Annotated in this window: 23 protein-coding genes and 2 other annotated features; all 23 genes read right to left on the bottom strand. The window is 47.6% G+C overall.

All coding sequences use genetic code 11. The features are described 5' to 3' along the window. Window positions 1–19 precede the first annotated feature (19 nt). Window positions 20–1,306 carry a homoserine dehydrogenase gene (locus QF049_RS29835; protein ID WP_133387123.1) on the bottom strand — a complete coding sequence of 429 codons (1,287 nt, stop codon included), beginning with the start codon at window positions 1,304–1,306 and terminating at the stop codon, window positions 20–22. Window positions 1,307–1,364: 58 nt separating this feature from the next. Beyond that, window positions 1,365–1,802: an ACT domain-containing protein gene (locus QF049_RS29830; RefSeq protein WP_017692625.1), complete on the bottom strand. Its 438-nt coding sequence runs from the start codon at window positions 1,800–1,802 to the stop codon at window positions 1,365–1,367. A 230-nt stretch (window positions 1,803–2,032) separates the two neighbouring features. Further along, window positions 2,033–3,343 (bottom strand): GTPase ObgE, encoded by a 1,311-nt coding sequence (gene obgE, locus QF049_RS29825; protein WP_076216952.1) that lies wholly within the window; start codon window positions 3,341–3,343, stop codon window positions 2,033–2,035. A 17-nt stretch (window positions 3,344–3,360) separates the two neighbouring features. Next, complete coding sequence (locus QF049_RS29820) at window positions 3,361–4,158, bottom strand: Spo0B domain-containing protein (RefSeq protein ID WP_307542595.1); 798 nt, start codon at window positions 4,156–4,158, stop codon at window positions 3,361–3,363. Between the two features lie 90 nt (window positions 4,159–4,248). After that, window positions 4,249–4,560, bottom strand: a complete 312-nt coding sequence (rpmA, locus tag QF049_RS29815; RefSeq protein WP_017692622.1) for a 50S ribosomal protein L27 — start codon at window positions 4,558–4,560, stop codon at window positions 4,249–4,251. Window positions 4,561–4,583: 23 nt separating this feature from the next. Then, a complete protein-coding gene (locus tag QF049_RS29810) occupies window positions 4,584–4,913 on the bottom strand; it encodes a ribosomal-processing cysteine protease Prp (protein ID WP_036605912.1) in 330 nt (109 codons plus the stop codon). Between the two features lie 14 nt (window positions 4,914–4,927). Then, window positions 4,928–5,239 carry a 50S ribosomal protein L21 gene (gene rplU / locus QF049_RS29805; protein WP_017692620.1) on the bottom strand — a complete coding sequence of 104 codons (312 nt, stop codon included), beginning with the start codon at window positions 5,237–5,239 and terminating at the stop codon, window positions 4,928–4,930. 14 nt (window positions 5,240–5,253) lie between these two features. Beyond that, window positions 5,254–5,338: a sequence feature (ribosomal protein L21 leader region), on the bottom strand. A 56-nt stretch (window positions 5,339–5,394) separates the two neighbouring features. Then, window positions 5,395–6,645: an Rne/Rng family ribonuclease gene (locus QF049_RS29800; protein ID WP_091037546.1), complete on the bottom strand. Its 1,251-nt coding sequence runs from the start codon at window positions 6,643–6,645 to the stop codon at window positions 5,395–5,397. A 106-nt stretch (window positions 6,646–6,751) separates the two neighbouring features. Then, window positions 6,752–7,612, bottom strand: a complete 861-nt coding sequence (locus QF049_RS29795; RefSeq protein WP_307542592.1) for a M50 family metallopeptidase — start codon at window positions 7,610–7,612, stop codon at window positions 6,752–6,754. Next, on the bottom strand, window positions 7,605–8,453 hold the full coding sequence (locus QF049_RS29790) for a M23 family metallopeptidase (RefSeq protein WP_307542590.1): 849 nt from the start codon (window positions 8,451–8,453) through the stop codon (window positions 7,605–7,607). The genes QF049_RS29795 and QF049_RS29790 overlap by 8 nt, the downstream gene beginning before the upstream one ends. 148 nt (window positions 8,454–8,601) lie before the next feature. Further along, window positions 8,602–9,396: a septum site-determining protein MinD gene (minD, locus tag QF049_RS29785; protein ID WP_053783092.1), complete on the bottom strand. Its 795-nt coding sequence runs from the start codon at window positions 9,394–9,396 to the stop codon at window positions 8,602–8,604. 3 nt (window positions 9,397–9,399) lie between these two features. After that, window positions 9,400–10,062 (bottom strand): septum site-determining protein MinC, encoded by a 663-nt coding sequence (minC, locus tag QF049_RS29780; RefSeq protein ID WP_124117732.1) that lies wholly within the window; start codon window positions 10,060–10,062, stop codon window positions 9,400–9,402. 74 nt (window positions 10,063–10,136) lie between these two features. Next, window positions 10,137–10,670, bottom strand: coding sequence for a rod shape-determining protein MreD (gene mreD, locus QF049_RS29775; RefSeq protein WP_036605906.1), 534 nt, complete (start codon window positions 10,668–10,670; stop codon window positions 10,137–10,139). Further along, window positions 10,670–11,542 (bottom strand): rod shape-determining protein MreC, encoded by an 873-nt coding sequence (mreC, locus tag QF049_RS29770; protein ID WP_307542587.1) that lies wholly within the window; start codon window positions 11,540–11,542, stop codon window positions 10,670–10,672. Before mreC ends, mreD begins: the two co-directional genes overlap by 1 nt. A 185-nt stretch (window positions 11,543–11,727) precedes the next feature. Further along, window positions 11,728–12,762 (bottom strand): rod shape-determining protein, encoded by a 1,035-nt coding sequence (locus tag QF049_RS29765; RefSeq protein ID WP_017692612.1) that lies wholly within the window; start codon window positions 12,760–12,762, stop codon window positions 11,728–11,730. Window positions 12,763–12,945: 183 nt separating this feature from the next. Then, complete coding sequence (gene radC, locus QF049_RS29760; protein ID WP_036673540.1) at window positions 12,946–13,635, bottom strand: RadC family protein; 690 nt, start codon at window positions 13,633–13,635, stop codon at window positions 12,946–12,948. Window positions 13,636–13,672: 37 nt separating this feature from the next. Continuing rightward, window positions 13,673–14,284, bottom strand: coding sequence for a Maf family protein (locus QF049_RS29755; RefSeq protein WP_036673538.1), 612 nt, complete (start codon window positions 14,282–14,284; stop codon window positions 13,673–13,675). Between the two features lie 94 nt (window positions 14,285–14,378). Continuing rightward, a complete protein-coding gene (locus tag QF049_RS29750; protein WP_047841183.1) occupies window positions 14,379–14,621 on the bottom strand; it encodes a DUF4321 domain-containing protein in 243 nt (80 codons plus the stop codon). A gap of 145 nt (window positions 14,622–14,766) precedes the next feature. Continuing rightward, window positions 14,767–15,996 (bottom strand): SPOR domain-containing protein, encoded by a 1,230-nt coding sequence (locus tag QF049_RS29745; RefSeq protein WP_307542583.1) that lies wholly within the window; start codon window positions 15,994–15,996, stop codon window positions 14,767–14,769. Window positions 15,997–16,116: 120 nt separating this feature from the next. Further along, window positions 16,117–17,436, bottom strand: a complete 1,320-nt coding sequence (gene murC / locus QF049_RS29740; protein WP_253442774.1) for a UDP-N-acetylmuramate--L-alanine ligase — start codon at window positions 17,434–17,436, stop codon at window positions 16,117–16,119. 56 nt (window positions 17,437–17,492) lie between these two features. Further along, complete coding sequence (locus QF049_RS29735; RefSeq protein ID WP_036673600.1) at window positions 17,493–18,869, bottom strand: bifunctional folylpolyglutamate synthase/dihydrofolate synthase; 1,377 nt, start codon at window positions 18,867–18,869, stop codon at window positions 17,493–17,495. Between the two features lie 78 nt (window positions 18,870–18,947). Beyond that, window positions 18,948–21,614, bottom strand: a complete 2,667-nt coding sequence (locus QF049_RS29730; RefSeq protein ID WP_307542580.1) for a valine--tRNA ligase — start codon at window positions 21,612–21,614, stop codon at window positions 18,948–18,950. A 61-nt stretch (window positions 21,615–21,675) separates the two neighbouring features. After that, window positions 21,676–21,957: a binding site (T-box leader), on the bottom strand. 155 nt (window positions 21,958–22,112) lie between these two features. Next, window positions 22,113–23,696, bottom strand: a complete 1,584-nt coding sequence (locus QF049_RS29725) for a LysM peptidoglycan-binding domain-containing protein (protein ID WP_307542578.1) — start codon at window positions 23,694–23,696, stop codon at window positions 22,113–22,115. Between the last annotated feature and the right edge of the window lie 288 nt (window positions 23,697–23,984).

Here is a 23,984-nt window from a genome sequence, read left to right as displayed (position 1 = left end):
ATGTATGGAGTACGGACAATTACCCTTCCACCCGATAGACACTCTTAATGCGGCGAATGACGCTGAGTGATTCAAAATGTTTTAACACTTTATCCATGCTTGCCTTACTTGCATTATGTGTAACGATAATGATCTCGGCATCCGGGTTGTGCTCATTCGGCTGTTGAACAACCGACGCCAGACTGACATCATACTCTGCGAAAATTTGTGTGATTTGTGCCAATACACCGGCTTTATCGTCTACGTGTAGTAAAATAAAGTTTTTCGACACAATCTGCTCGTCGCTTTGCAGTCGCTTCGTCTTATAAGGCACAATTGCTTTGAGACCGTTCACGCCAAGTTTAAGGTTTTTGGTAACCGCCACAATGTCAGCTACAACCGAAGTTGCCGTTGGGAGTTCTCCCGCACCTGCACCGTAGAACATCGTCTCCCCTACAGCTTCACCGTGTACATATACTGCGTTGAACACACCGTTGACTGAAGCAATCGGGTGATTTTGTCTAACCATCGTCGGCTGAACGCTGATCGTGATCTCATCGCCAATACGGTCCGCAATACCAAGTAACTTCATCTCATAGCCCAGTCTTTTGGCATACATAATGTCTTCACGGGTTACGGAGGATATTCCTTTAACGGTTACATCCTTCAACTCCACATTGGTACGGAAACCGAGTGTACTCAAGATCGCCATTTTGCGAGCTGCGTCAAGTCCCTCCACATCGGAAGTTGGATCCGATTCGGCATATCCCAGAGCCTGTGCTTCAGCCAGTACTTCTTCATAGGATGCACCTTCCTGACTCATTTTGGTCAGAATAAAGTTCGTTGTTCCGTTCACAATCCCCATAATGCGGGTAATCCGATCAGAAGAGAAACCTTCAATCAGCGTACGAATGATCGGAATCCCTCCAGCAACACTCGCCTCATAGAACACGTCACATTGTTTTTCCTGTGCCTTCGCCAAAATCTCTGTACCATGCAGTGCCATGAGATCTTTGTTTGCTGTTACGATATGTTTCCCACGTTCCAACGCTTCAAGAATATACTCCTTCGTCTGATCAATCCCGCCCATGACTTCAACGATGACATCAATATCCGGATGCCGAATGACTTCCCAAGGATCTTCCGTAAGCTTGGCACGGTCTACAGCAATAACACGTTCTTTCTCCGTATTTTTCACTGCGATCTTCTCGATGACAATCGGCGATCCAACCTGACTGCTCAGATCCTCCTGATTCCCTTCCACTATGCGAACGACTCCCGTTCCGACAGTTCCCAGACCCAACAATCCGACTTTTACTGGTTTCACTAACGATCTACCCCCTAATGTCTATTCTTGTCCGTCAGTCCTGTATGTAAAAGCCTAATTACCCTTGGCCTACAATACGTGTACGTCTTACTCCAGGCATATCTTGCATTCGATCCAGCATTTCACCAATTTCGCCATGAAGATGTGTTGTTTCCACCGAAATGACAACATTGGCTCTTCCTTGAAGCGGGATACTCTGATTAATCGTGAGTACATTAGCTCCATAACCAGCTACATGTCCAAGCACACGAGACAAGATACCCGACTGATGCTCCAGATCAATGGAGATCGTTACAATTCTCTCGCGCTCAAGCTGGTTAATCAGATGAATTCCATCTTTGTACTTGTAAAAGGCACTCCGGCTTAATCCGACCTGTTCAACCGCCTCATGCACTGTTTTAACATCACCAGAAGCCAGTAGTTCTTTTACCTGCATGGTCTTCACCACTGCCTCTGGTAAAATATCTTCCCGTACTAAGTAATAGCGTTCGTTCACAGAACGTCCTCTCCTCAAAGACTCATGTATTCATATAGTGGACATTATATAGGATCTATGACAAAAGGGCAATACATGACACGCCTATTTTTTGAAATACGTTCCTCACAGTATACAAGTTTATCCCTCTCCCATGTCAGGAAAAAACAAAAAAAAACGCAGAGTTGCGGGTCAACTTCCCACTTCTCTGCGTTCCTATATCGATCTGTCTCTCCACAGAAGACGGCTACTTAGTAGTAACTGCTGCCTTCCACGAATTCGAATTCAAAGTCTCCAATACGCACGATGGTACCTTCTACAGCTCCGCGCTTACGCAACTCAGCGTCGACACCCATATAACGCAGTGTACGTGCGAGTTTCAGTATGGCTTCATGTGAGTTCAATTGCATCCGTTTCATCATGCGGTCAATCTTGGCACTTTCGACAACGAACATTTCGTTCTCACGCACAATTTTGAAACCATCGTCTTCTTTTTTGTCCAGACTGTATACTTTACGTTCAGATACATCTGCTACCTCTTCAACCACTCGCTCGTCTGGAACCTGATCCAGCAGATCAGCCGCACGATACAGAAGTTCTTGAATCCCTTTCCGGGTCAAGGATGAAATTGGCATCACTTCAATATCAGGTTGAACTTCACGAACTTGCTGTAAAAATTGCTCCAGGTTCGCTTCAGAGTCTGGCATATCCATCTTGTTAGCTGCTACAATTTGCGTTCTCTCGGCGAGAAGCGGATTGTACAACTTCAATTCGTCATTGATTTTCTGCCAGTCTTCAAAAGGATCGCGTCCTTCTGAACCCGACATATCTACGACATGAACAATAATCCGAGTACGCTCGACATGACGCAGGAACTCATGTCCCAGTCCGACCCCTTCATGCGCACCTTCAATCAGTCCAGGCAAATCGGCCATGACGAAGCTCCGGCCTTCTCCTACACCGACTACACCCAGATTCGGTGTAATGGTTGTGAAATGGTATGCACCGATCTTTGGCTTGGCTGACGAAACGACAGAAAGCAATGTGGATTTCCCGACACTCGGGAAACCAACCAGACCAACATCTGCCATAACTTTCAGTTCGAGTACGATGTAACGCTCTTGTCCTTCTTCACCGTTCTCAGCAAGTTCAGGTGCAGGATTGTTCGGCGTGGCAAATCGGATGTTCCCTCGTCCGCCCCGTCCACCACGTGCAATAACAACCTGTTGACCGTGACGTGTCATATCCGCCAATACTTCTCCACTGTCTTCATCCAAGATGATAGTTCCTGGTGGAATGCGCACAATCATGTTCTCCGCGTTTGCACCATGCTGACTTTTATTACGTCCCTTCTCACCACGTGGGGCTTTGAAGTGACGCTGGTAACGGAAATCCATCAACGTCCGCAAACCTTCATCCACGCGGAAAATGATGTCAGCTCCTCTGCCTCCATCGCCCCCAGCAGGTCCGCCGTTTGGTACATACTTCTCACGACGGAACGAAATAATTCCGTCCCCTCCGTCTCCGGCTTTTACATAAATCTTCGCTTTATCTACAAACATTGGTTAACCCCTTCTTCCTATATTCCACACGGCATTCTGAATTGTATAAACGTATCCTCAGACGGAAACTGCTCCGTTCTGACTTTTTTTCCTTTGAGTACGGCAGTAAGCTGCCGCAGTGTTTCCGGATCGGGTGTTTGATCCCCGTCCAGTCGGACAACCACATCTCCATGATCCTGTCCGAAGTTCAAGGTCAGTTTGCGAACCTCTCCCCAAGAAGACCGGCCGCCGCCATATTGATAGGCCCTGATTGCATCAGCAATCGCCCCGGTAAGTGACTCGCCATCCTCGGGAGAGACCAGAGCACTAAGCTGCAACTCATCTTCTATTTCCACATGCAAGTCCAGTGCAATTCCACTGGCGCGAAAAGACTGAAGATAAAATACGAGGGAAGGAATGCCTAATCTGGAGATTCGGCTTTCTTCTGTAACCCGCTCTTTTATTCTTTCCACACATTGCAAGGATTTATCAAGTTTGCCCAGCCGAAGATATCCATATAACACCTGAAGGTCGTTCATCCAGTCGTGTCGATGATGATTTAATGAAGCAATTGCTGTTTTTTCCATGGATTGTATGATGGCTCTGCGTTCCGCCTCCGCCTGTTTCTTCATCGCATTCACAGAAATGAGCAATACTGCGACGGACCACAATGCGCACACGGCGCTTGAGATCATCGCCGGATACAACATAACGAAAACCAAAGGAATCAGAAGTGAACATGCCGCAATCCACGGCACTCTTTTCCAAGATTTCATGGCTTCTCCCCGTTCTACAAAACTCGGTTGGTCTACACCCACCGTAACCAAGTATAACATGTCTTTTCTGCCAGTTCATTATCGAATAACCGTTGAATACAAAAAACCTTCAGCAAAAATGCCGAAGGCTCCTTAGGCGGAATGCCGATATTACGCTTCTACTGCTGCTGCTACAGGAGCAACATTAACAGGATAGATGCTTACTTTTTTGCGATCGCGTCCCCAACGTTCGAATTTTACAACGCCGTCGATTTTCGCGAACAAAGTGTCATCTTTACCGATGCCAACGTTAGTTCCTGGGTGAATTTTCGTTCCGCGTTGGCGAACGAGAATGCTACCACCAGTTACAGTTTGACCATCAGCACGTTTAACACCCAGACGTTGAGCGTTACTGTCACGTCCGTTCTTCGTGGAACCTACACCTTTTTTCGATGCGAATAACTGAAGATTTAATTTCAACATGATTGGTTGTCCTCCTTCTTTGCTTATTTGAATTGCTGTATTTTAATATACTTCCCGTATGACTCTGCAATATTAGAGAGCATAACCACCATGGATTCGAGTAACAATTGTACCTGGGACCAGGTTTCCCCTCTCTCTAACAAAGGTAAAGAACCACTTAAAAAGCCATTCTTCATCTTGGCATCCATTTCGACACCGGTCAATGTTTCAATCGAGTTCACCGTACCCACTGTAACAGCGGATACCCCGGCACATACGATGTCTTCTCCCCGCTTGGCAAAATTAGCATGCCCTTCAATGGAAAAACGTTCGATGTTCCCGTCCTCATCACGAAAGATTTGAACGATAATCACTTATCGCACCTTCTTTACGCTTTGATTGTTTCGATAGTTACTTTAGTGTACGGTTGACGGTGACCTTGCTTCACATGGTAGTTCTTTTTAGGTTTGTATTTGTATACGATAACCTTTTGTCCTTTGCCATGTTTCTCCACTTTAGCCGTTACAGTAGCTCCGGAAATCAATGGTGTACCTGCTGTCAAACCTTGATCGTTAGATACAGCCAGGACACGGTCGAACGTTACGCTTTCGCCATCGTTCGCAGTCAATTTCTCGATGAACAGAACATCGCCCTCTTGGACTTTGTACTGTTTGCCGCCTGTTTCAATAATTGCGTACATTTGCCTTGCACCTCCTCATGTCTCAGACTCGCCCGTTCTCAGGTGACAGTATCCTTGCGGAACTGTTCTTATACCCGGCCAGTGCGGTTACAGCATGTGCAAGACCATTAGGCTAAACACATACTTGAAGATTATATCACGCAATATATCAAAAATCAATGCAAAGGTGAAATATATCTTTTTCCCGTACCATGGCAGGAAGAACACGGCTCCACATAGGGCAGCGTACTTTCTTCCCGCACTTTCTTACGGGTAAGTTCGAGCAAGCCCAGCTTGGTCCAACCCATTACAAACGCTTTGGTCCGATCCTTCTTGAGCTCACCCTCCAAGGTTGCCGCGACTTCATGCCGATTCGAGGCTTCCTCCATATCAATGAAGTCGACAATAATCATGCCACCGATATCCCGCAGGCGCATCAGACGGGCAATCTCGACTGCTGCCTGTATGTTGGTCTCTGTCACGGTCTCTTCCAGACTGTCACCGCCAGCTCCCGTATATTTACCCGTGTTCACATCCACTACAGTCAGAGCTTCGGTATGATCAATGACAATGTATCCGCCTCCGGGCAACCACACTTTCCGGGCAAAATCCTTATTCAACTGTTCCTGCACACCATAGGCGGCAAAGATGGATTCTGTTCCCCGATACACCTGTACTTTGGGTTGATGACCAGGACTAATCTCTTCCAGCAATGCTTTTACCTCACGGGCTTGTCCTTCACTATCAGTGATGACTTCGTCACTCCCTGGCGTATACACATCTCTGATGATTCGCTGTACCATGCTATGATCCCGATGCAAGAGGCTTGGTGAAGGCAAACTGTCCGCTTTTTCACGAATCAGATACCACTGCGCGCGTAATGTTTCCAAGTCCGACTTAATGGCTTCATGCTGCTCTTCTCCAGATACGGTCCGAATAATAAGTCCTTCTTCATCCCGCCTCAGTTGCTCCCCAAGTGCCTTAAGACGGGAACGATCCCCTTCACGGGCAATTTTCTTGGATACCGCTACATAGTCAGCAACAGGCATGTAGACAAGCCAACGGCCCGGGAGTGAATAATGAGTCGTCACCCGGGCTCCCTTGCCTCCTACCGGTTCTTTCAGAACCTGAACAATGACTTCCTGACCCGGACGAAGCAACTCCGAGATGGAAGGCTTCACCTTGGGCTGTTTCTCCAGATGGGGATGCAACACATCGTCCACATAAAGAAACGCATTCTTTTTCTGACCAATATCCACAAAAGCAGCCTGCATACCCGGTAACACATTCACGACCCGTCCCTTGAAAAAGGAACCCAGCAGTCCACGCTCGCGTGTACGCTCTGCCGTAAATTCCACAGCTTTGCCTTCTTCCAGAAGCGCCATTTGCATGAGGTTATGTTCATTATGTACTATCATTTGTTTCATGGCTTCACCTCTAGAAGACAATTCAATTCATCCACATCCATTTCAGTATCTTTGCAATTCTCATTGTACATGTATTAACCCATTTCAGAACAGGTCCACCAGAACTCTACAATTTATCACCATTTTGTTGAAAATAGGAACCGATAATCCGTTGCTCAGGCAAGACGGCCATAATTCGACCCTGTCTGTTCATCACGTATACCATATGGTATCTTTCTCTCTTTAATAGACGCAAAATAGTGTCCAAAGGTTTCGCCGGAAATGAGATTATTGGCTGCGCCAAACTGCCAGTAGCCGCGTGACGAGCGAACGCACCCTCTCGATTCATAAGAAAACGAATAAAGCGATAGGGCACATTTCGGTAATCCGTTACGTTGGAATAGAACAAAAAAAGGCCAATTAACAGAATGTTTAACGGTAAGCCATAGTCTCCAGTAAACCATCGGCTGATCGCATACAAAACAACCCCTACGCTACACAGGATGCTAATTCTGTAAGTCCACATTAAAGTTGTATAGTAAGGTGCCCACAGACTGACAAGTGCTTGAACAATTTTACCTCCGTCCAAAGGAAGTACAGGCAGCAGATTAAATAGGGCAATGAGCAGGTTCCCCTGAATGATATAGTTGAGAAATACCGGGTCGCCGAGATTGCTATACTGCAACAGCATAACCACGCCAACCATCAGCATGTTTTGTAATGGACCTGCGAGAGCAATCATGATTTCCCGGTAGGCCGTGATCGCACCTCCATCTTCAATAACGGCTACTCCTCCAAAAGGAAGCATCTGGATCGACAAGACACGATAGCCCAGAAGGGCAGCCGCAGCAGCATGTCCACATTCATGAATGAATACGATGGAAAACAACGTAATAAGTTCAATAAAATGTCCAGTCACGAGGGAGGCCATCATGATAATTACAAAGAACGGATGAAACGTAATACGGACTCCCCACACCCTAATCAAGGGCAACAACTTCCGCCGGGTCTACGTACTCCTCCCCCTCTTTGACTGCAAAATAGAGCGTGGCCGGTTGTTCACCACCCGTAGCCTTGAGACTCCCCACTGGATTCCCCGCTTCTACCCAATCGTTCACGCTCACTTCACTTTCGTTCAGCCGACCATATATTGCCGTGACATTGCCTGTATGTTGGATGACAACTGTGAATCCACTTGCTGCATCGCCGATAACCTCCATGACACGCCCAGCATCAGAACTTGCGACCTGTATAAGTTCTGCACCTGCGGCATCCGGAACGATCTCAATTCCCTTCATGCTCAGCGCGAATGGCTGAACCACTGTGCCTGAGATCGGTTTGCCCAGTAACTGCCTTACTTTCAATCCGTTCACTGCATCCGTCGTATGTCCGAGGACCGGAAGAAATGAAGGCGTTCCTCCAAAATGCCGTTCATACCAGGCCGCTGCTGAGGCAAAATCCATATCTCGATGGAGTGCATCCGCAATTACTGTTTTGGGTGATGTCGTCCACGATGTATCCAACTGAAACAGACCCCATACTCCGCCAAATATCATAGCGCTGATGGCCGTCCGTTTGAGAAGTGACTTGAACAGGTTGAATCTCGAATGCCCCCCTGGAACGAAATGACCATTCTCTTTTTTCCACAACCATTCCGGATCTCTTTCCTGTATCCCCTCACTAGGCGTAAATGGTTTTGGGTGTATGATCTCATTCTTGTCCAACAGCGAACCTAATTTCTGCTCCTGTAAGACCTCCACAGTGGCACCATCCATCAGTCGCCGAATGCGTTCTTCTCGTCTCTGCTTGATTCTGAGTTTCGTGTTCATGGAATGTCCTCCCGCCGAGGCTTGTTTACTACATCCTATGAAGAGGCGCTTGATAATATGAACAAGCCTGCCAGCAGGTAACAAAAAAAGCCGGGCTATGAGCCACGGCTGTCATGTAATTGCTTTATGAATAAGTTCGTTTAACGAGTTAACCCATTCCGAAGAACTTTTTGAAACGAGTAAAAGCGCCCTTTTTCTGCTCCAGCTGCATCAATGGGACCGTATCTCCCAGAATGCGTCGTGCGATATTCCGATACGCAATCGCCGCAAGTGAATCCGGATTCATGACCGTAGGTTCTCCTGAATTGGCAGCTTTGATGACCAGTTCATCATCAGGCACGATGCCAATCAGGTCAATATTAAGTACTTGTAAAATACCATCGATATCTAACATGTCACCCGATTTAACCATATTATTGCGAATTCGATTCACCACCAGCTTTGGTGATTGAATGTGTGAACTCTCCAGCAGGCCGATGACACGATCCGCATCACGCACTGCAGCATTTTCCGGTGTAGTGACCACGATGGCCTGATCTGCTCCTGCTACCGCATTTTTGAAACCCTGCTCTATGCCGGCTGGGCAATCAATAATGACGTATTCAAAATCTTTTTTCAATTCAAGGATAATATCCTTGACCTGCTCTGGTGATACTGAGTTTTTGTCTCTCGTCTGCGCCGCAGGCAACATGTATAATTCTTCGAAACGCTTGTCTTTAACCAAAGCCTGATTCAGACGGCAGCGGCCGTCCGCAACGTCGCACAGATCGTAAATAATACGGTTTTCGAGTCCCATCACGACATCCAAATTACGAAGGCCGATATCGGTATCTACCAGACAAACCTTTTTGCCGAGCAGCGCCAGCGCTGTCCCGATGTTTGCCGAGGTGGTTGTTTTACCCACGCCGCCTTTACCCGAAGTGATCACGATCGCCTCTCCCATGAGCTACACTCCTTTAAACACATTAAAATCTCGGCGTAACCGAACGATATTGCTCATTTTGTCTATCTGCATCTGATTGTCCTGTAAGTAAGCAAATTCCATTCCGGTCTCTCGGCTCTCCCATTCATCGGGAGGACGACTGATGATATCCGCAATCCGTAGCTGAGTCGGTGCAAATACCGAAGCGGCAATGATCGCTTCCTCGTCCCCGCCAATTCCGGCATGAGCCATACCTCTGAGTGAACCCAACACATATATATCTCCGGTACACGTCACTGTGCCCCCCGGATTGATATCCCCAAGAAACAGGAGATTTCCTTCATGATGAAGCACCTGACCTGAACGCACCATACCACACATGGTTACAATCGGCGGCGGTCCTTTAACCTCCGGTTGGAGTGCAGGTGAGTCGATGGATCGAATAAGCAGATTCCCTTTTTGTTTCAATATATCGAGAATTGCTTCTTTCTGGCCCTCTGTCACTTCGCGGGCACCCAACTTGATATCCACATGAACAATCGGTCCGGTCAAAATATTTTGATGGCTGTGTTCCAGCTTATAGCGGAGCTCATAGAGCAATTCCTCGAATTCACATTGATCGTCCAACAGGAAAACCAGGCCGTCTCGGATGCCTTTAATCGTTACGTGATTCGATTTTACCGTCATAAGCCTGTCCCTCCCATCTCATTACATTTCGTGCCCGGGGCCCCAAGTTCCTGCTTTGCGCTCCATAAATGTATTTAGGAAGCTTCTTCTGTCTTGCTCCGTCTCTTGCCGATCCGCTCCAGTTGTTTCCGAAGCGGGACATATATGATCAAGGCAAACACAAAATGAATGAACAAATTAGGAATCATGTATTCAATCAACGCCCAGTCAAAGGTCACGTGGTTAAGTTGGAAGAGCTTGTACAGGAAGAATAGCATGGTGTCATTAAGCAGACTTCCCAAAATGACAACCGATACCATAACCGGCAGTGGTGCACGAGGTGCTTGAAAAATGAGTCCCATCATATATGCCGATAATCCCATCGAGAATCCATAAGGTCCAATCATCTCGCCGTAGAATACAACGTCATGCAATAGTCCAAAAAATATACCGAGCACTAGTGCCGTGTGTCGATGATGATATACAGCAATAAACAAAATGACGATATAGACCAGATTGGCAGAAATACGCATCTGCCAGCCAGAAGGGATGAGCAGCGGCAAAATTGTGCCTTCTGCAATGAACAAAACGAATAGTAACAGGAACAAAACTTGCTTGCGCGTTACCATTATTCTTTTACCTCAGGCGGGATAATGACAATCAGCTCTTTCCAATCAAGGAAGCTTGCGTATGGATCAATTGTAGCTGTTTTTGTTAAACCATACTCACTTTTCTCGACACTCTTCACTTCACCAATCCGCATGTATTTCGGAAAGTTATTGATGATCCCGGATGAAATTATTTCATCACCCTCTTTGATGTTTGAATCCTCTGAGATCTTGGTCATCTTGAGCATGCCCGTCTTCGGATCGTAGCTTTCAATCATACCAAATACTTTCTCCTTACCTACTGCCGTTGCTGCAATGGCATTGGATGTCGGATCATTGGCGTCCATGGACGTTAACAGATTAACCGTTGATGTATATGAGCTGACATGACTGATCACGCCGACCAGCCCTTCCTGGGAGGTAACGGCCATCCCCGGCTTGATTCCCGCATTTTCACCGATATCAATGTTAATGGTTCTGCTATTTGGATCCGAATTGGCACTGATAACCTGAGCAATTCGTGAACCGTAATTATAGCGATTCTTCTGTTCTTCGGTGAAATTGAGCGCTTTCTGAAGCTGCTCATTCACTTGCTCCATATCATTGTACTTCAGTCGATCTCGGGTATAGTGTCCCATCGCGATGCGAAGCTCTTCATTCTCATCATATACCGTACGCATGTTCGCTACATCTTTGAAAAAGCCCGCTACATAGGAAGCGGGCTTGTAAAATACGTATTGTACAAATCCAACTGAATCCTTCAGGAATTTCTCCGGCCAGGATAGAGTGGTTCGCGGACTGAGCGTAAAGCCCATTAACGCGATAAATGTAACAAGGCCCACCAGCAAAACAAAAAGTCTTTTGTTGCCTAGCAGTTTAAACAGTTCGAACACCCTCTAACATCCATATTCTCTTCCGAGCCATGCCCGGCGGGGAGACTGTCAGACCTGTAGTCCCTGCGAGAATATCAGCCGATCCTCCCCTGTTAAGCGGGTAATAGCTCATCCCCGGGGTTAACCGGGTCCTCTATAAAGATATCTTGCCACTTGGTCGCTATGCCAAGTAAGGCAAATACCAATTAACGTTTGGAACGAACTGCCGAACTGCTTCTGCTTTTGAACAAATGAATATTCTCAAGCGCTTTACCTGTTCCGATCGCTACACAATCCAGCGGGTTCTCAGCCACAATGACAGGCATTCCTGTCTCACCAGCGAGAAGCTTGTCCAGGTTGCGAAGCAACGCCCCACCACCTGTAAGAACGATACCCCGATCCATGATATCGGCAGCAAGTTCAGGCGGGCATTTTTCCAGTGTTACTTTTACCGCTTCAACAATTGCATTCACGGTATCAGCCAGCGCTTCACTGATCTCGTCCGAAGTAATCGTAATTGTCTTCGGCAGACCTGTTACAAGGTCACGTCCACGAATTTCCATCGTTTCTACTTGTTCCAATGGCATAGCTGATCCGATGTCCATCTTCAATTGCTCCGATGTACGCTCACCGATCATGAGATTGTATTGGCGTTTGATGTACTGGATAACGGATTCATCCATCTCGTCACCTGCTACACGAACCGAACGGCTCGTTACAATACCACCAAGAGAGATAACAGCCACTTCCGTTGTACCGCCACCAATATCGACAACCATACTACCCGTTGGTTCCCATACAGGCAGATCTGCACCGATTGCAGCAGCAAAAGGCTCTTCAATCGTATAGGCTTCACGTGCTCCAGCCTGTTTGGTTGCATCTTCAACCGCACGTTGTTCTACTGCCGTGATCCCGGATGGTACACATACCATCACGTTTGGATGACGCTGGAACATGGAGCGTTGTTTTTGCGCCTCACGGATGAAATATTTGATCATCGTTGCCGTTGTATCAAAATCGGCAATAACGCCATCTTTCATTGGACGAATGGCACGAATGTTACCTGGTGTACGTCCAATCATTTTTTTGGCGGCTTCACCTACTGCCTCGATGCTATTTGTATCTGTCCGTATAGCGACAACCGAAGGTTCTCGCACCACAATTCCTTTTCCTCGTACATAAACCAACGTATTTGCTGTCCCCAAGTCAATACCCAAATCTTTCGTAAAACCACCAAACATAACATAATCTCCTTTTCTGCCTCATATAGCCGCTCCATTCTGATCCAGAGCGTAATAATTTTATTCCCACGCAATACGTGGAGCTAATATTCGCATTTGTTTTTTTGCATTTGTAAAGTGAACCTATCTTTTACGGACAACGCCGTTAACATTCATAGGAAAACATCAACGCCAACCATTATATTATACTAAGCCCTTCTCCTTCAAACTTACGTACGTTCCATCTCCGATAATAATATGATCAAGCACGTCAATGCCAACAATAGCGCCTGCTTCAATCAGTCTCTTGGTTATTTGGATATCCTCCGGACTGGGCGTAGGATCACCACTCGGGTGGTTGTGTGCGCACACAATCGATGCGCTGCTGCATTTGATGGCAGCTCGGAACACTTCACGTGGATGTACAATCGAAGCGTTAAGGCTGCCCATGGAGAGTGTTTCCTGGGCAATAATATGATTTTTGCTATTCAGAAAGAGACACACAAAATGTTCTTTTTGCAAGTAACGCAATTGTTCCATCAGGATATCAGCTGCATCACGCGGTGTACGAATTGAAGTCGACTGTGTGAGTCTGCTCTTGGCAATCCGATGACCCAGCTCAATGCCAGCTTTCAATTGCACAGCCTTGGCATTGCCGATCCCTTTCATCGCGGTCAGTTCTTCCAGACTCAAATCCATCAACGAGCGAATGCCACCCGCTTCGGCCAGAATCCGCTGTGCCATATGCACCGCGGATTCCTGTCTTGTGCCTGTTCGAAGTAAAATTGCCAGCAATTCAGCATGGCTTAAGGCGCCCGCCCCGTATTCCATCATGCGTTCTCTCGGGCGTTCTTCCTGGGGGATGTCGCGCATCATGTATTGAGGCGACTCCATATATTCCCTCTTTTCATTTCACAACATTTGGCTTCATTCATGTTCGTGGCAACACATGTACGCCGAACCCGTCCAACATATCACTTAGCAAGGATAGCGGCAAGCCAACCACATTAAAATAACATCCTTCAATGCGGTCGATCAGTGAAGCACCAATGCCCTGAATGGCATATGATCCTGCCTTATCTGAAGGCTCACCTGTCTGCACATAAGCACGGATGGTCGCATCCGACAGCTCTTTCATCGTTACATCGGTCTGGCGGTAATGAACTAACGACTGTCCATTGCCCGCATCAATACAAGCGACGCCCGTGAACACCCGATGTACGCGGCCCTGCAGCCGCGATAACATACGTTCAGCATCCGCTTCGTCCAAGGGTTTGCCTAGAATCTCACCATCCAGAACAACAACGGTGTCACTACCAACAATAATGGCTTCCTGCTCGCGGCCTTCAAGCCCGCGATACACGGCAAGCGCCTTGCGCAAAGCAAGTTCCTGTACCGTCTGTTCAGGTGTCCACTCTGGTGGTGTATCTTCATTGGCATGACTTGGTATTACATCAAACGCTAGGTGGAGTGATGCGATCAGTTCTTTGCGCCGAGGCGATGTGGAGGCCAGAATAATAGGGCGCTGTTGTGTGTTATCCAAAGTGAACGGCTCCTTATGCCACGGCAACATCCTGTCCGGATCACGATAATAGATGTCACTGGTTTAATTTTTTTCGTCATAACTCGTCATTCTCCTACAGTCTGCGATACAGCCACACAGCGGCAATCATACCGATCAGACTCAGAAGGCTCATTTGAAATTGAAGTGAAATATCATAACTGATAATATCCAGATCAGCCTGTGGCGACCAACGTATGGTCGTGGCTTTCGTAAGAAAGGCTACTGCCTTTACAGGCTGCAGTGCCTTGGCGATCCACGCTCCGGCCATCCAGCCGAGCAGCAGAAACAGCAATAACATGCCGAAGTTTTTTTTCATCGGTAATCTTCCCTCGCCATTTTTTGACACCCACATTATTATACGGGGTTTTGTACGTCAATACAAACACAAATCCGGCAAGGGGAACTATTTCCAGTTCCTTGCCGGATGGGTATTTCCAAGCGTTGTTATGGGAAAGAGCATGTTACTGCTTAATCGCTTCGAGCCATTTTTTCTGCTGTAGTACATATTCCATCAGATCGGACTGCACGGACCACATGTGCACATCATCCGGGTTCTTGTTGTACTCTGCAATAGCCGTTATTGCATCGTTCATTGATTTCTCCATTCCACCAACAATAGGTTGTATCTCCGCAGTCAGGCCGGGTGAGAGGCTATTCAAACCGGTTAACCACGACTGGTGCTTATTCTGAATCGCGGTCATCGTTTCTGCAGAGACTGCTGTCGGTGCGGATTGTCCCAACTGCTGAATGGACAAGGTAGACAATTGTTCGACCAGTGCAGAACTGTTTGTGAAGAAAAGCTGCACATCATCTTGCTTGCCACCGAATATAGCCGGATTGATCTCAGGGTTCACGATCTCCTTGACATACAGTTCGACTCCCTGAGCTTTTAGCCTGGAGCTAAGTAGCTTGGCCTCTTCACGATCAGCCGAAATGCCTGCATATACTCGATTGCCATCTTCAGGATCAGACCCTGCGGCTATACCAGCCTGAGCCAGCTCAAGCTTGGCCTGCTCAGCTCGTTCAGGAGAACTGAACACGCCGTATTGAAGTGCATAATACGTGCTGCCAGTAGCCGCTGTCTGTACCTGCTGTTCTGTACCTGCAGCCCCCTCCTGACCCGTCACAGTGGAAACTGCCTGATTGACGGGAAGAAGATCGCCTGGCTTGACAGCTCCTTCTTTATTAAAAAATGAAAGAATAACCATACCAAAGAGTGCTCCGGTAACAAGTGCCCCAGTGACAGAACCAATCATTTTCCATCCCCTTGGAGGGCGGTTGCGCTTATAGGAATAGTTCTCCGAATCTGCAAGCCAGTCGTGGCCTTGATCATCATGGGTATTGGACAGATCATGACGCTCTTCCTCCGGATTATCGGTGTGACTAACATAACCGTAACCGGAACGGTTTCCAAAATAATGAGCCTCATCCAAGTTCAAGTTCGAATCAGGGCTCACCCGCTCGTCAGGTTCAGGTACAGTAGAGCTTGTCAGCACCGTCTCTCCCCAGTCTCCGGGGATATCCTCAGGCGTCCATGATGGGGTTGTATCCATCTGCTTAGGCGTTAGCGGTTGATTATGCGGTAACTCTTCACTTAACGTCACCAATGGACTGGACGCGGATATCCTCTTGTTTTCAGGCTTGTCCGACTCATGATCCCCGAAGCGAAACGTCATTCTAGCATTGCTCACCCGTACCCTCTCCTTTGTCCCATTTATATCAGCTATATGCAGAGACTGGAGAATACATTCCATATAACGCAAAAAAAAAACGCCTGCTTCGTATCGAAGACAGGCGTTTTCTCAATTGATTTATTTCAAACCTTTGGCAAGTGTATCGCCGACTTTCCAAATATCACCTGCACCCATCGTAATCACAAGATCTCCTGGCTGCAAACGATGCTGCAGATCAGCTACAACTTCTTCTTTTGTAGGGAGGTAACGTGCAGAAGCATTACTGTTTTGAACAATCAGTTCAACCAGTTTGGCTGAGGTTACCCCTTCAATCTGTTTTTCGCCCGCAGGAGAATAGATATCCGTAATAAGCACCTCATCCGCTTCCGCGAAAGCACGGCTGAACGCATCCAGCAGGAAGAACGTACGCGTATAACGCTGTGGCTGGAATACCGCAATAATACGTTTGCCCGTTGCTTTGGCTGCACTAATGGTAGCTTCAATCTCAGTTGGGTGATGAGCATAATCATCGATGATCAGCATATCGCGCGCCTCGCCCAATACCTGGAATCTGCGTTTGGCTCCGTGGAACTGGATGATAGCTGCCACAATCTTCTCAAATGGAATGCCTGCTTCCAGACAGGTAATCACAGTAGCCATCGCATTATAAACGTTATGCTTACCCGGCACCGATAATTCCACCGTGCCCATAGCAGCACCCTGATGATTCATCGTAAAGGAGATACGGCGATCGCCCAATACAATATCCGTTGCCGTATAATCTGCAGCACGATCAATACCATAAGTTGTAATCCGTGACTTGAGTTCTGGCAAAATCGCTTGAACATTCTCGTCGTCAGAACACACAATCGCTGTTCCTTCCGGACGAATCTGGCTCAGGAACTGCACATAAGCCTTTTTGAGCTCCTCAAAATCACTGTTGTAATTCTCCAGATGATCTGCCTCAATATTGGTTACAATACCGAGCCATGGATGGTACTGCAAAAATGAACCATCGCTCTCGTCCGCCTCAGCGACTACCCAGTCGCCCTGGCCTGCCTTGGCGTTGGTGCCCACATTCATGATTTCTCCGCCAATGATATATGTCGGGTCCGTATCGCATTTATCCATAACAAGTGCAATCATGGATGAGGTGGTTGTTTTACCGTGAGCTCCAGCAACAGCCACACCTTTACGTTCGTTCAACAAACGTGCAAGCATCTGGGAACGATGCAAAATCGGAATGTTCAGCTCTGCAGCTGCTACCCGTTCCACATTATCAGCAGGCGCTGCCGTAGAGTAGACAACAAGGTCTGCTCCAGTGACGTGCTCTGCCGTATGTCCGATATATATTTTCGCTCCCTTGGCTGCCAACTTCTCGGTCAACTCCTGTGAAGCGACATCCGATCCGGTAACGGTGTATCCCATTTCCAACATAACTCTTGCGATGGCACTCATGCCATATCCGCCAATCCCTATAAAATGAACGTGTTCCGATGTATTTAACAAAACTTTCACCAACCTTTTTCAGAATCGGTTTGATGCAAAAGGGCTGCCCGCACATCCGCAATCAGGTACAGTGTGCCGGAGACCACCCCCAGATCTTCCGCTTCCGTCCGTGACTTCAATAGATCAAGTGCCTTTGCCCATTCGGGCTCGACGATGATTTCCAGTTCCTGCTTCGCAATGGCGGGACGTACCCGTTCAACAATCTGCAGCAATTCGGCTGCATCCATTTTGCGTCGGAAATCTGGCTCGGTCAGGATCAGCGTATCCACTAGTGGCAGTATATGCTGCAAATACGCTTCGTGATGCTTATTTGCCAACATACCCATCATCAAAATTAACTTGTTGTGCGGATAGACATCCATAATGCTCTTGGCCAGTGACTCTGCCCCTTCCGGATTATGTGCTCCATCAAGCACAATTCGGGGTTCATCGACGACTTTTTCGAATCTTCCTGCCCAGAAAGCATTCTCCAGTCCAAGTGCAATATCGTTGTCATCCAGCATAAATGCCATGTATTGTCTAAGCAATTCAAGCACCATAAGTGCGGCCGCTGCATTGTCACATTGATGTGAGCCCTGCATGCGTATGCGAACGTCCAGATCACGGAACGGGCCTGTAAAATGAAAAGATTGTCCGTTCTCATTGCTGTCCAGTCTATGATAAGAGAATTGATCTCCAGCCAAATACACGCTTGATTGAAGCTGCTGTGCTTTCTCCTGAATCACCTTCACAGCTTCGGGTTGAGTCGCGCAAGTCACAACGGGTACTCCCGGCTTGATAATACCTGCCTTTTCTCCAGCAATCTGCTCAATCGTATCTCCGAGCACATCCGTATGATCCATACCAATGTTGGTGATGACGGACACAACAGGTGCGACAATATTCGTTACGTCCATCCTTCCCCCTAGCCCCGTCTCCCATACCACAACGTCAGGGTAACACTCCTCTGCATAGTACAGAAGCGCGAGAGCCGTGGACACCTCAAACATCGTGGGTGATCCAAGCGGAGTGGAGGCCATTTCCATGACCAGTGGATGTAATCGGTTCGAAAGCTTAAGCAGGATTTCTTCAGGAATATCCTCACCGTTGTATTGAAAACGGTTTGTAAACTTGGTGATATAAGGCGACGTAAAGGTACCCACATCATATCCAGCCTGAAGAAGCACTGACGTCAAAAAAGCGCAAGTCGAACCTTTGCCGTTCGTTCCCGCGACATGAATAAATTTGAGACGTTGGTGTGGGTTGCCTAACATGGACATCAGACTCTCGATTCGTTCCAATCCAGGTCGGATGCCAAAAGGAATAAGGCCATTGATCCAGTCCACGGCCTCGTTATACGTAAGTAAAGGAGCTGCTGCATCTGTCCCGTCTAATTCCGTCATCTGATTCACCTTCGGTCCCGAGTTTGAGTGAAAAAAGCGGCCGGATGGCATAATGGCTCTCCATCCGACCCAAATATATTAACCTTTAAGTTCCTTGATTCGTGCAATCACTTTATCCCGTTTATCGGAATAATCTGCTTGCTTGGCGCGCTCTTCCTCAATAACTTTGGCAGGAGCTTTGGCAACAAAGCCTTCGTTCGCCAGCTTTTTCTCTACACGGAGAACTTCGCCCTCAAGGTTCTCCAACTCTTTCTCCAAACGAGCCACTTCCTGCTCGATATCAATAAGACCTGCGAGCGGCAAGTATAGTTCTGCCCCCGTAATGATCGCAGTCATTGCCTTATCCGGTGAGTTTAAATCCAGCCCACTATCGAACTCGGACGTATTACAGAAACGTTTGATGTAGTGACTGTTACGCGCAATGATGCTGGACGTCTCAGCACTATTTGCTTTGACCATCAACTCGATCTTTTTGCTCATCGGCACGTTCACTTCTGCACGAATATTTCGCACTGCACGAATGGTATCCATGAGCAGGTTCATCTCGGCAACAGCCTCTGGGTTCTCAAGAGCAGGATCATATACCGGCCATGATGCCAGCGTAATGGTCTCACCTTCATGCGGCAGATGCTGCCAGATCTCTTCGGAGATGTATGGCATAAACGGATGAATCAGGCGCATGGTCTGATCCAGCACATAAGCAAGCACGGATTGTGTTTTCTTCTTGGCAACCGGATCTTCCCCATAGAAGGACAGCTTAGCAAACTCAATGTACCAGTCACACAGGTCATCCCAGATAAAGTTATACAACACACGACCCGTCTCCCCAAATTCATACGCTTCGATTAGACGCGTAATATCGCGGGAAGTTTCGTTCAGACGATGCAAAATCCAATAATCCGCTGTACCAAGCTCTCCGCTAATGTCACGTTCCTCATAGGTGAATCCTTCCAGATTCATCAATGCAAAGCGCGAAGCATTCCAGATCTTGTTGGCGAAATTACGTGCCTGTTCCACCCGTTCCCAACGGAAACGGAGATCCTGACCTGGCGTGCTGCTGGTTGAGATCATGTAACGCATTGCATCTGCGCCGTATTTCTCAATCACATCCAGCGGATCTACACCGTTGCCCAGTGATTTGGACATTTTGCGTCCATCTGCATCACGAACAAGACCATGCATCAGCACATCCTTGAACGGAATCTCATCGGTGAATTCCAATGCAGTGAAAATCATACGTGAAACCCAGAAATATATGATGTCATACCCTGTCACAAGTACACTTGTCGGATAATAACGTTGCAGATCTTCCGTATCTTCCGGCCAGCCTAATGTGGAGAAAGGCCATAATCCGGAGCTAAACCATGTATCCAGAACGTCTTCATCCTGTCTGAGCTTGCGTCCAGCATACTCTGGCAGCGTTGTTGGATCTTCAGCAGATACGATGATTTCACCCGTTTCTTCATCATACCAAGCAGGAATACGATGTCCCCACCACAGTTGACGTGAAATACACCAGTCACGAACGTTTTCAATCCAGTTCAGATAGGTTTTCTCAAAACGATCCGGAACAAAATTAACCCCTTCGCCGCTCTGTTGTTTCTTAATCGCTCTCTCTGCAAGTGGCTTCATCTCAACAAACCACTGTGTAGATAGATACGGTTCAACAACAGCTCCAGTACGCTCACTGTGTCCAACCTGATGCGTGTGATCTTCGATATCGATTAATACGCCTTGCTCTTTCAAGTCAGCAACAATCTGCTTGCGGCATTCACTGCGATCCAGTCCCTGATACTTACCTGCCTCTGCATTCATTGTGCCGCTCTCATCCATTACCGTAATTTGAGGCAGATCATGACGAAGACCTACTTCAAAGTCATTCGGATCATGTGCAGGCGTGATTTTAACTGCACCACTTCCGAACTCTTTATCCACATAATCATCAGCGATAATTGGAATTTCGCGTCCAATGATAGGCAGTACAAGTACTTTACCAATCATGTCTGCATAACGCTCATCCTTCGGATGTACAGCAACCGCTGTATCACCCAGCATCGTTTCAGGTCGCGTTGTTGCCACGGTAACGTAGCCACTTCCGTCTTTGAGCGGGTAACGCAGATGGTACAAGTGACCCTGAACTTCTTTATATTCAACCTCAATGTCGGACAGAGCTGTCCGGTTCACCGGATCCCAGTTAATGATCCGTTTGCCTCGGTAAATAAGGCCTTTTTCATACAATTGAACAAATACTTTGCGAACCGCTTGGGACAGACCTTCATCCAACGTAAAACGTTCACGTGAGTAGTCAAGCGACAAGCCCATTCTGCCCCATTGCTGACGAATGGTAGTGGCATATTGATCTTTCCAGTCCCATACTTTCTCCAAAAACTTCTCGCGTCCCAGATCATAACGGGTCAGACCTTCTTCACGCAGTTTCTGCTCCACTTTGGTCTGGGTAGCAATGCCTGCATGGTCGGAACCCGGAAGCCACAGTGCATCATAGCCCTGCATCCGTTTGGTGCGGATCAGAATATCCTGTAGTGTAAAGTCGAGCGCATGCCCGATGTGCAGCATCCCGGTCACATTTGGGGGTGGAATTACAATCGTATACGGCTCGGCATCTTTACGTTGACCGGCTTTGAAATATCCGCGCTCCATCCAGGTGGAGTACCATTTGTCCTCTGCCGCTTTAGGATCGTAAGTGGTCGGCATTTCTGTTGCAGCTGATTTTTTTTCCTCAGACATGTGTCATTCCTCCGTTACTTCATCATCTTCGCCAAAAAAAACAAAAAAAACCTTTCATCCATCAAAGGACGAAAGGTTAGCTTTCGCGGTACCACCTTTGTTTCACGCCGACAGCAAGATAGACTTCACCCTCTGTACATGACGTGACACTTCAAGCAGATAACGGCTGCTACCGGCCCATCCTACCTCAGAAATAAATGACGATAGATCTCATTCATCTCTTGTATTCAAACAGGCAACTCCCGGGCGACTTCGATCAGTTGGTTCCTGCGGAATCTCACAGCGCTGCAATTCCACTCTCTGAAAGGTCATACTGTCTACTACTCCCGTTCCACGTTGTTCTTCAAAAAACCTACACACATCATACCTTGCTCGTGCGCGATAGTCAACCTGACAATAGCGGATAAAGAGCGCTGGAATGCAGGTTTAGGACGAATCATGCAAAAACCCGCAATCCTCAAGGGGATCACGGGCCGTAACGAAGGCTTTAACTTCGAATTAAGGGATGTATAATATCTGACCTTCTTCCACAACCTGCTCAGATAATCGGTTATACAACTGAAGTTCCCTCGTGCTCAATTGATATCGATCTGCAATGGCATCCAGTGTATCTTCTCGCTGAACGATGCACAGTTTCACCTTGCGGAATGGAGTCTGGTCCACGATCGTTCCCAGGAACAGGTTCTTCCATTCCACATCATCAGCTTGATATGTTTCTTCCTGTACCACACCCGCAGGAACCTCATCGCCTCGCTCCACTTCAGCATCGCGTGCCGCTCTGCCCGAGGATAACAAGGAAGAGATACCTACGCCCTCTTCTTGCCGTGGCGCGGATTCTTTTTTGCTGCCAAAAGCAACCTTCAGCTCCGGCTTGTCTTCCGTCTCAGCCACAGGTTCAGGAACAAATGCTTCGTTCTGTACGAACTCGTCTACCCCAGTCGCTTCAAAAGACGGCCGATCTTCCTCAGCGTTGCCTGATTCGGACGAAGCAAATACACCTTGCCAGTTCTCCGCCTGTGATTCGCCCGGGACATCGGCAACTGCCTGATTCTCCTGCTGAGGTACAGATCTCGCTGATTCGAAGCGCCATACCTCTGGTGCGTCCGGTACATCCGGTGCTGCCAACTCACTAGATGATTGAGCAGTAGGCTCTGTGACTGCTTGATCTGCACTTCTCGAGTTCGCAGGCAATGCATCCACGGAAGGCTCGGACCACATAGAAGACTCTTCCTCGAGAGGCAGCAACGGATCTGATTCCGGATAAGAAGCTAGCCGGTCAGCGGTCTCAGCCATAAATGACGAGATGGGAGTAGGTTCACTGTATTGCTTATGAGATGCCAATTCATCTCCATCTGCTGTCAGAGATGCAAGATCTTCGTTTGCATCAGGTTGTCTGGGATCGTTAGCATCCTCTGCACTCTGCTCTTCCGACTGAATTGACTCGGTCGAAGACGGAGGCACATATTCCTGCTGCCATTCTTCGCTATTTCTTAAGGTCTCTTCTCTTGTGGACAGGTCAGCGAATTCCGGAGCACCATAGGCAAGTTCTGCTGCATTCGCAAGTCTCTCTTCCTCACTCCGCTGGAGCAGGTACTCTTGTGCAAATGTGTTGGGGGCGCTGCCTGTCTGTGCTGTTTCATCGGAACGGTTGGATTGCTGAGCATCAGGTGAGTGGACAACTGTAAACTCATCTGCTGACCACACTTGTGGCTCTTCAACAGGAAAGCCCTCGATGCCTCGCAGCGACAACACGCCTGTAATGTTCAGACTACGATTGGATAACAGATCCACGTCAAAATTTTCGATCTCGATGGAAATATCCTCAATCGATCTGACCCGGTTCAGCGGCACTGTGATCTCCACGGGAATAAAATGTTTGAGCTCCTCTGAAGCCTCATTTTCTCCTCTGTACGCACCTGTAAGTAAAAGATGCCCTCTTAACGTGGCATGATCATCCTGCCCTATGACTTGAATGCGCGGGTATAGTTCAATCTCCTCCAATTCCTCAATCGCAGGGACTCCCTCAGACAAATGAACGCGCTCATAAATATCGAACCGCAAACCATAAGGTTGATTCAACAAAGGTGGCGTCCTCCTTTCGGCATATGTTCACCATGATCCTTCTCATGGGACTGATCCATGGTCCAAATCCTTCGTTACCCCATCTATATGCCTTGAATGAGATGAGCATGCCACCTTTTGAAAAACCTTGTTATATAAAGCGAAATAGAGAATGTTGAACCTAGCCACTTCGATGACAGAATAACCTTCCGATCACTGTTATCCCCAGATTTTTTGATTCCCTTCTTCAAAGGGAAAATCCGGGGATAGCTTATGCTTCCGAAGCTTTCTTTCAGAAAGCTTTTAGGC

This window comes from Paenibacillus sp. W4I10, from assembly GCF_030816325.1.
Classification (GTDB): Bacteria; Bacillota; Bacilli; order Paenibacillales; family Paenibacillaceae; genus Paenibacillus; species Paenibacillus amylolyticus_B.
The sequence above is the reverse complement of the archived record's forward strand: the minus strand, read 5'-3'. Positions and strand labels throughout refer to the sequence as shown.

What these genes read in the sequence shown, in the direction of transcription:
- QF049_RS29800 (WP_091037546.1), bottom strand. Translation starts at nt 6,645, where the DNA reads ATGAAACAAATGATAGTACATAATGAACATAACCTCATGCAAATGGCG.
- rplU (WP_017692620.1), bottom strand. Translation starts at nt 5,239, where the DNA reads ATGTACGCAATTATTGAAACAGGCGGCAAACAGTACAAAGTCCAAGAG.
- obgE (WP_076216952.1), bottom strand. Translation starts at nt 3,343, where the DNA reads ATGTTTGTAGATAAAGCGAAGATTTATGTAAAAGCCGGAGACGGAGGG.
- radC (WP_036673540.1), bottom strand. Translation starts at nt 13,635, where the DNA reads ATGGAGTCGCCTCAATACATGATGCGCGACATCCCCCAGGAAGAACGC.
- QF049_RS29790 (WP_307542590.1), bottom strand. Translation starts at nt 8,453, where the DNA reads ATGAACACGAAACTCAGAATCAAGCAGAGACGAGAAGAACGCATTCGG.
- minC (WP_124117732.1), bottom strand. Translation starts at nt 10,062, where the DNA reads ATGACGGTAAAATCGAATCACGTAACGATTAAAGGCATCCGAGACGGC.
- QF049_RS29735 (WP_036673600.1), bottom strand. Translation starts at nt 18,869, where the DNA reads ATGACGGAATTAGACGGGACAGATGCAGCAGCTCCTTTACTTACGTAT.
- QF049_RS29750 (WP_047841183.1), bottom strand. Translation starts at nt 14,621, where the DNA reads ATGAAAAAAAACTTCGGCATGTTATTGCTGTTTCTGCTGCTCGGCTGG.
- minD (WP_053783092.1), bottom strand. Translation starts at nt 9,396, where the DNA reads ATGGGAGAGGCGATCGTGATCACTTCGGGTAAAGGCGGCGTGGGTAAA.
- QF049_RS29730 (WP_307542580.1), bottom strand. Translation starts at nt 21,614, where the DNA reads ATGTCTGAGGAAAAAAAATCAGCTGCAACAGAAATGCCGACCACTTAC.
- QF049_RS29765 (WP_017692612.1), bottom strand. Translation starts at nt 12,762, where the DNA reads ATGTTTGGTGGTTTTACGAAAGATTTGGGTATTGACTTGGGGACAGCA.
- murC (WP_253442774.1), bottom strand. Translation starts at nt 17,436, where the DNA reads ATGAGTGCCATCGCAAGAGTTATGTTGGAAATGGGATACACCGTTACC.
- mreD (WP_036605906.1), bottom strand. Translation starts at nt 10,670, where the DNA reads ATGGTAACGCGCAAGCAAGTTTTGTTCCTGTTACTATTCGTTTTGTTC.
- rpmA (WP_017692622.1), bottom strand. Translation starts at nt 4,560, where the DNA reads ATGTTGAAATTAAATCTTCAGTTATTCGCATCGAAAAAAGGTGTAGGT.
- QF049_RS29820 (WP_307542595.1), bottom strand. Translation starts at nt 4,158, where the DNA reads ATGTTATACTTGGTTACGGTGGGTGTAGACCAACCGAGTTTTGTAGAA.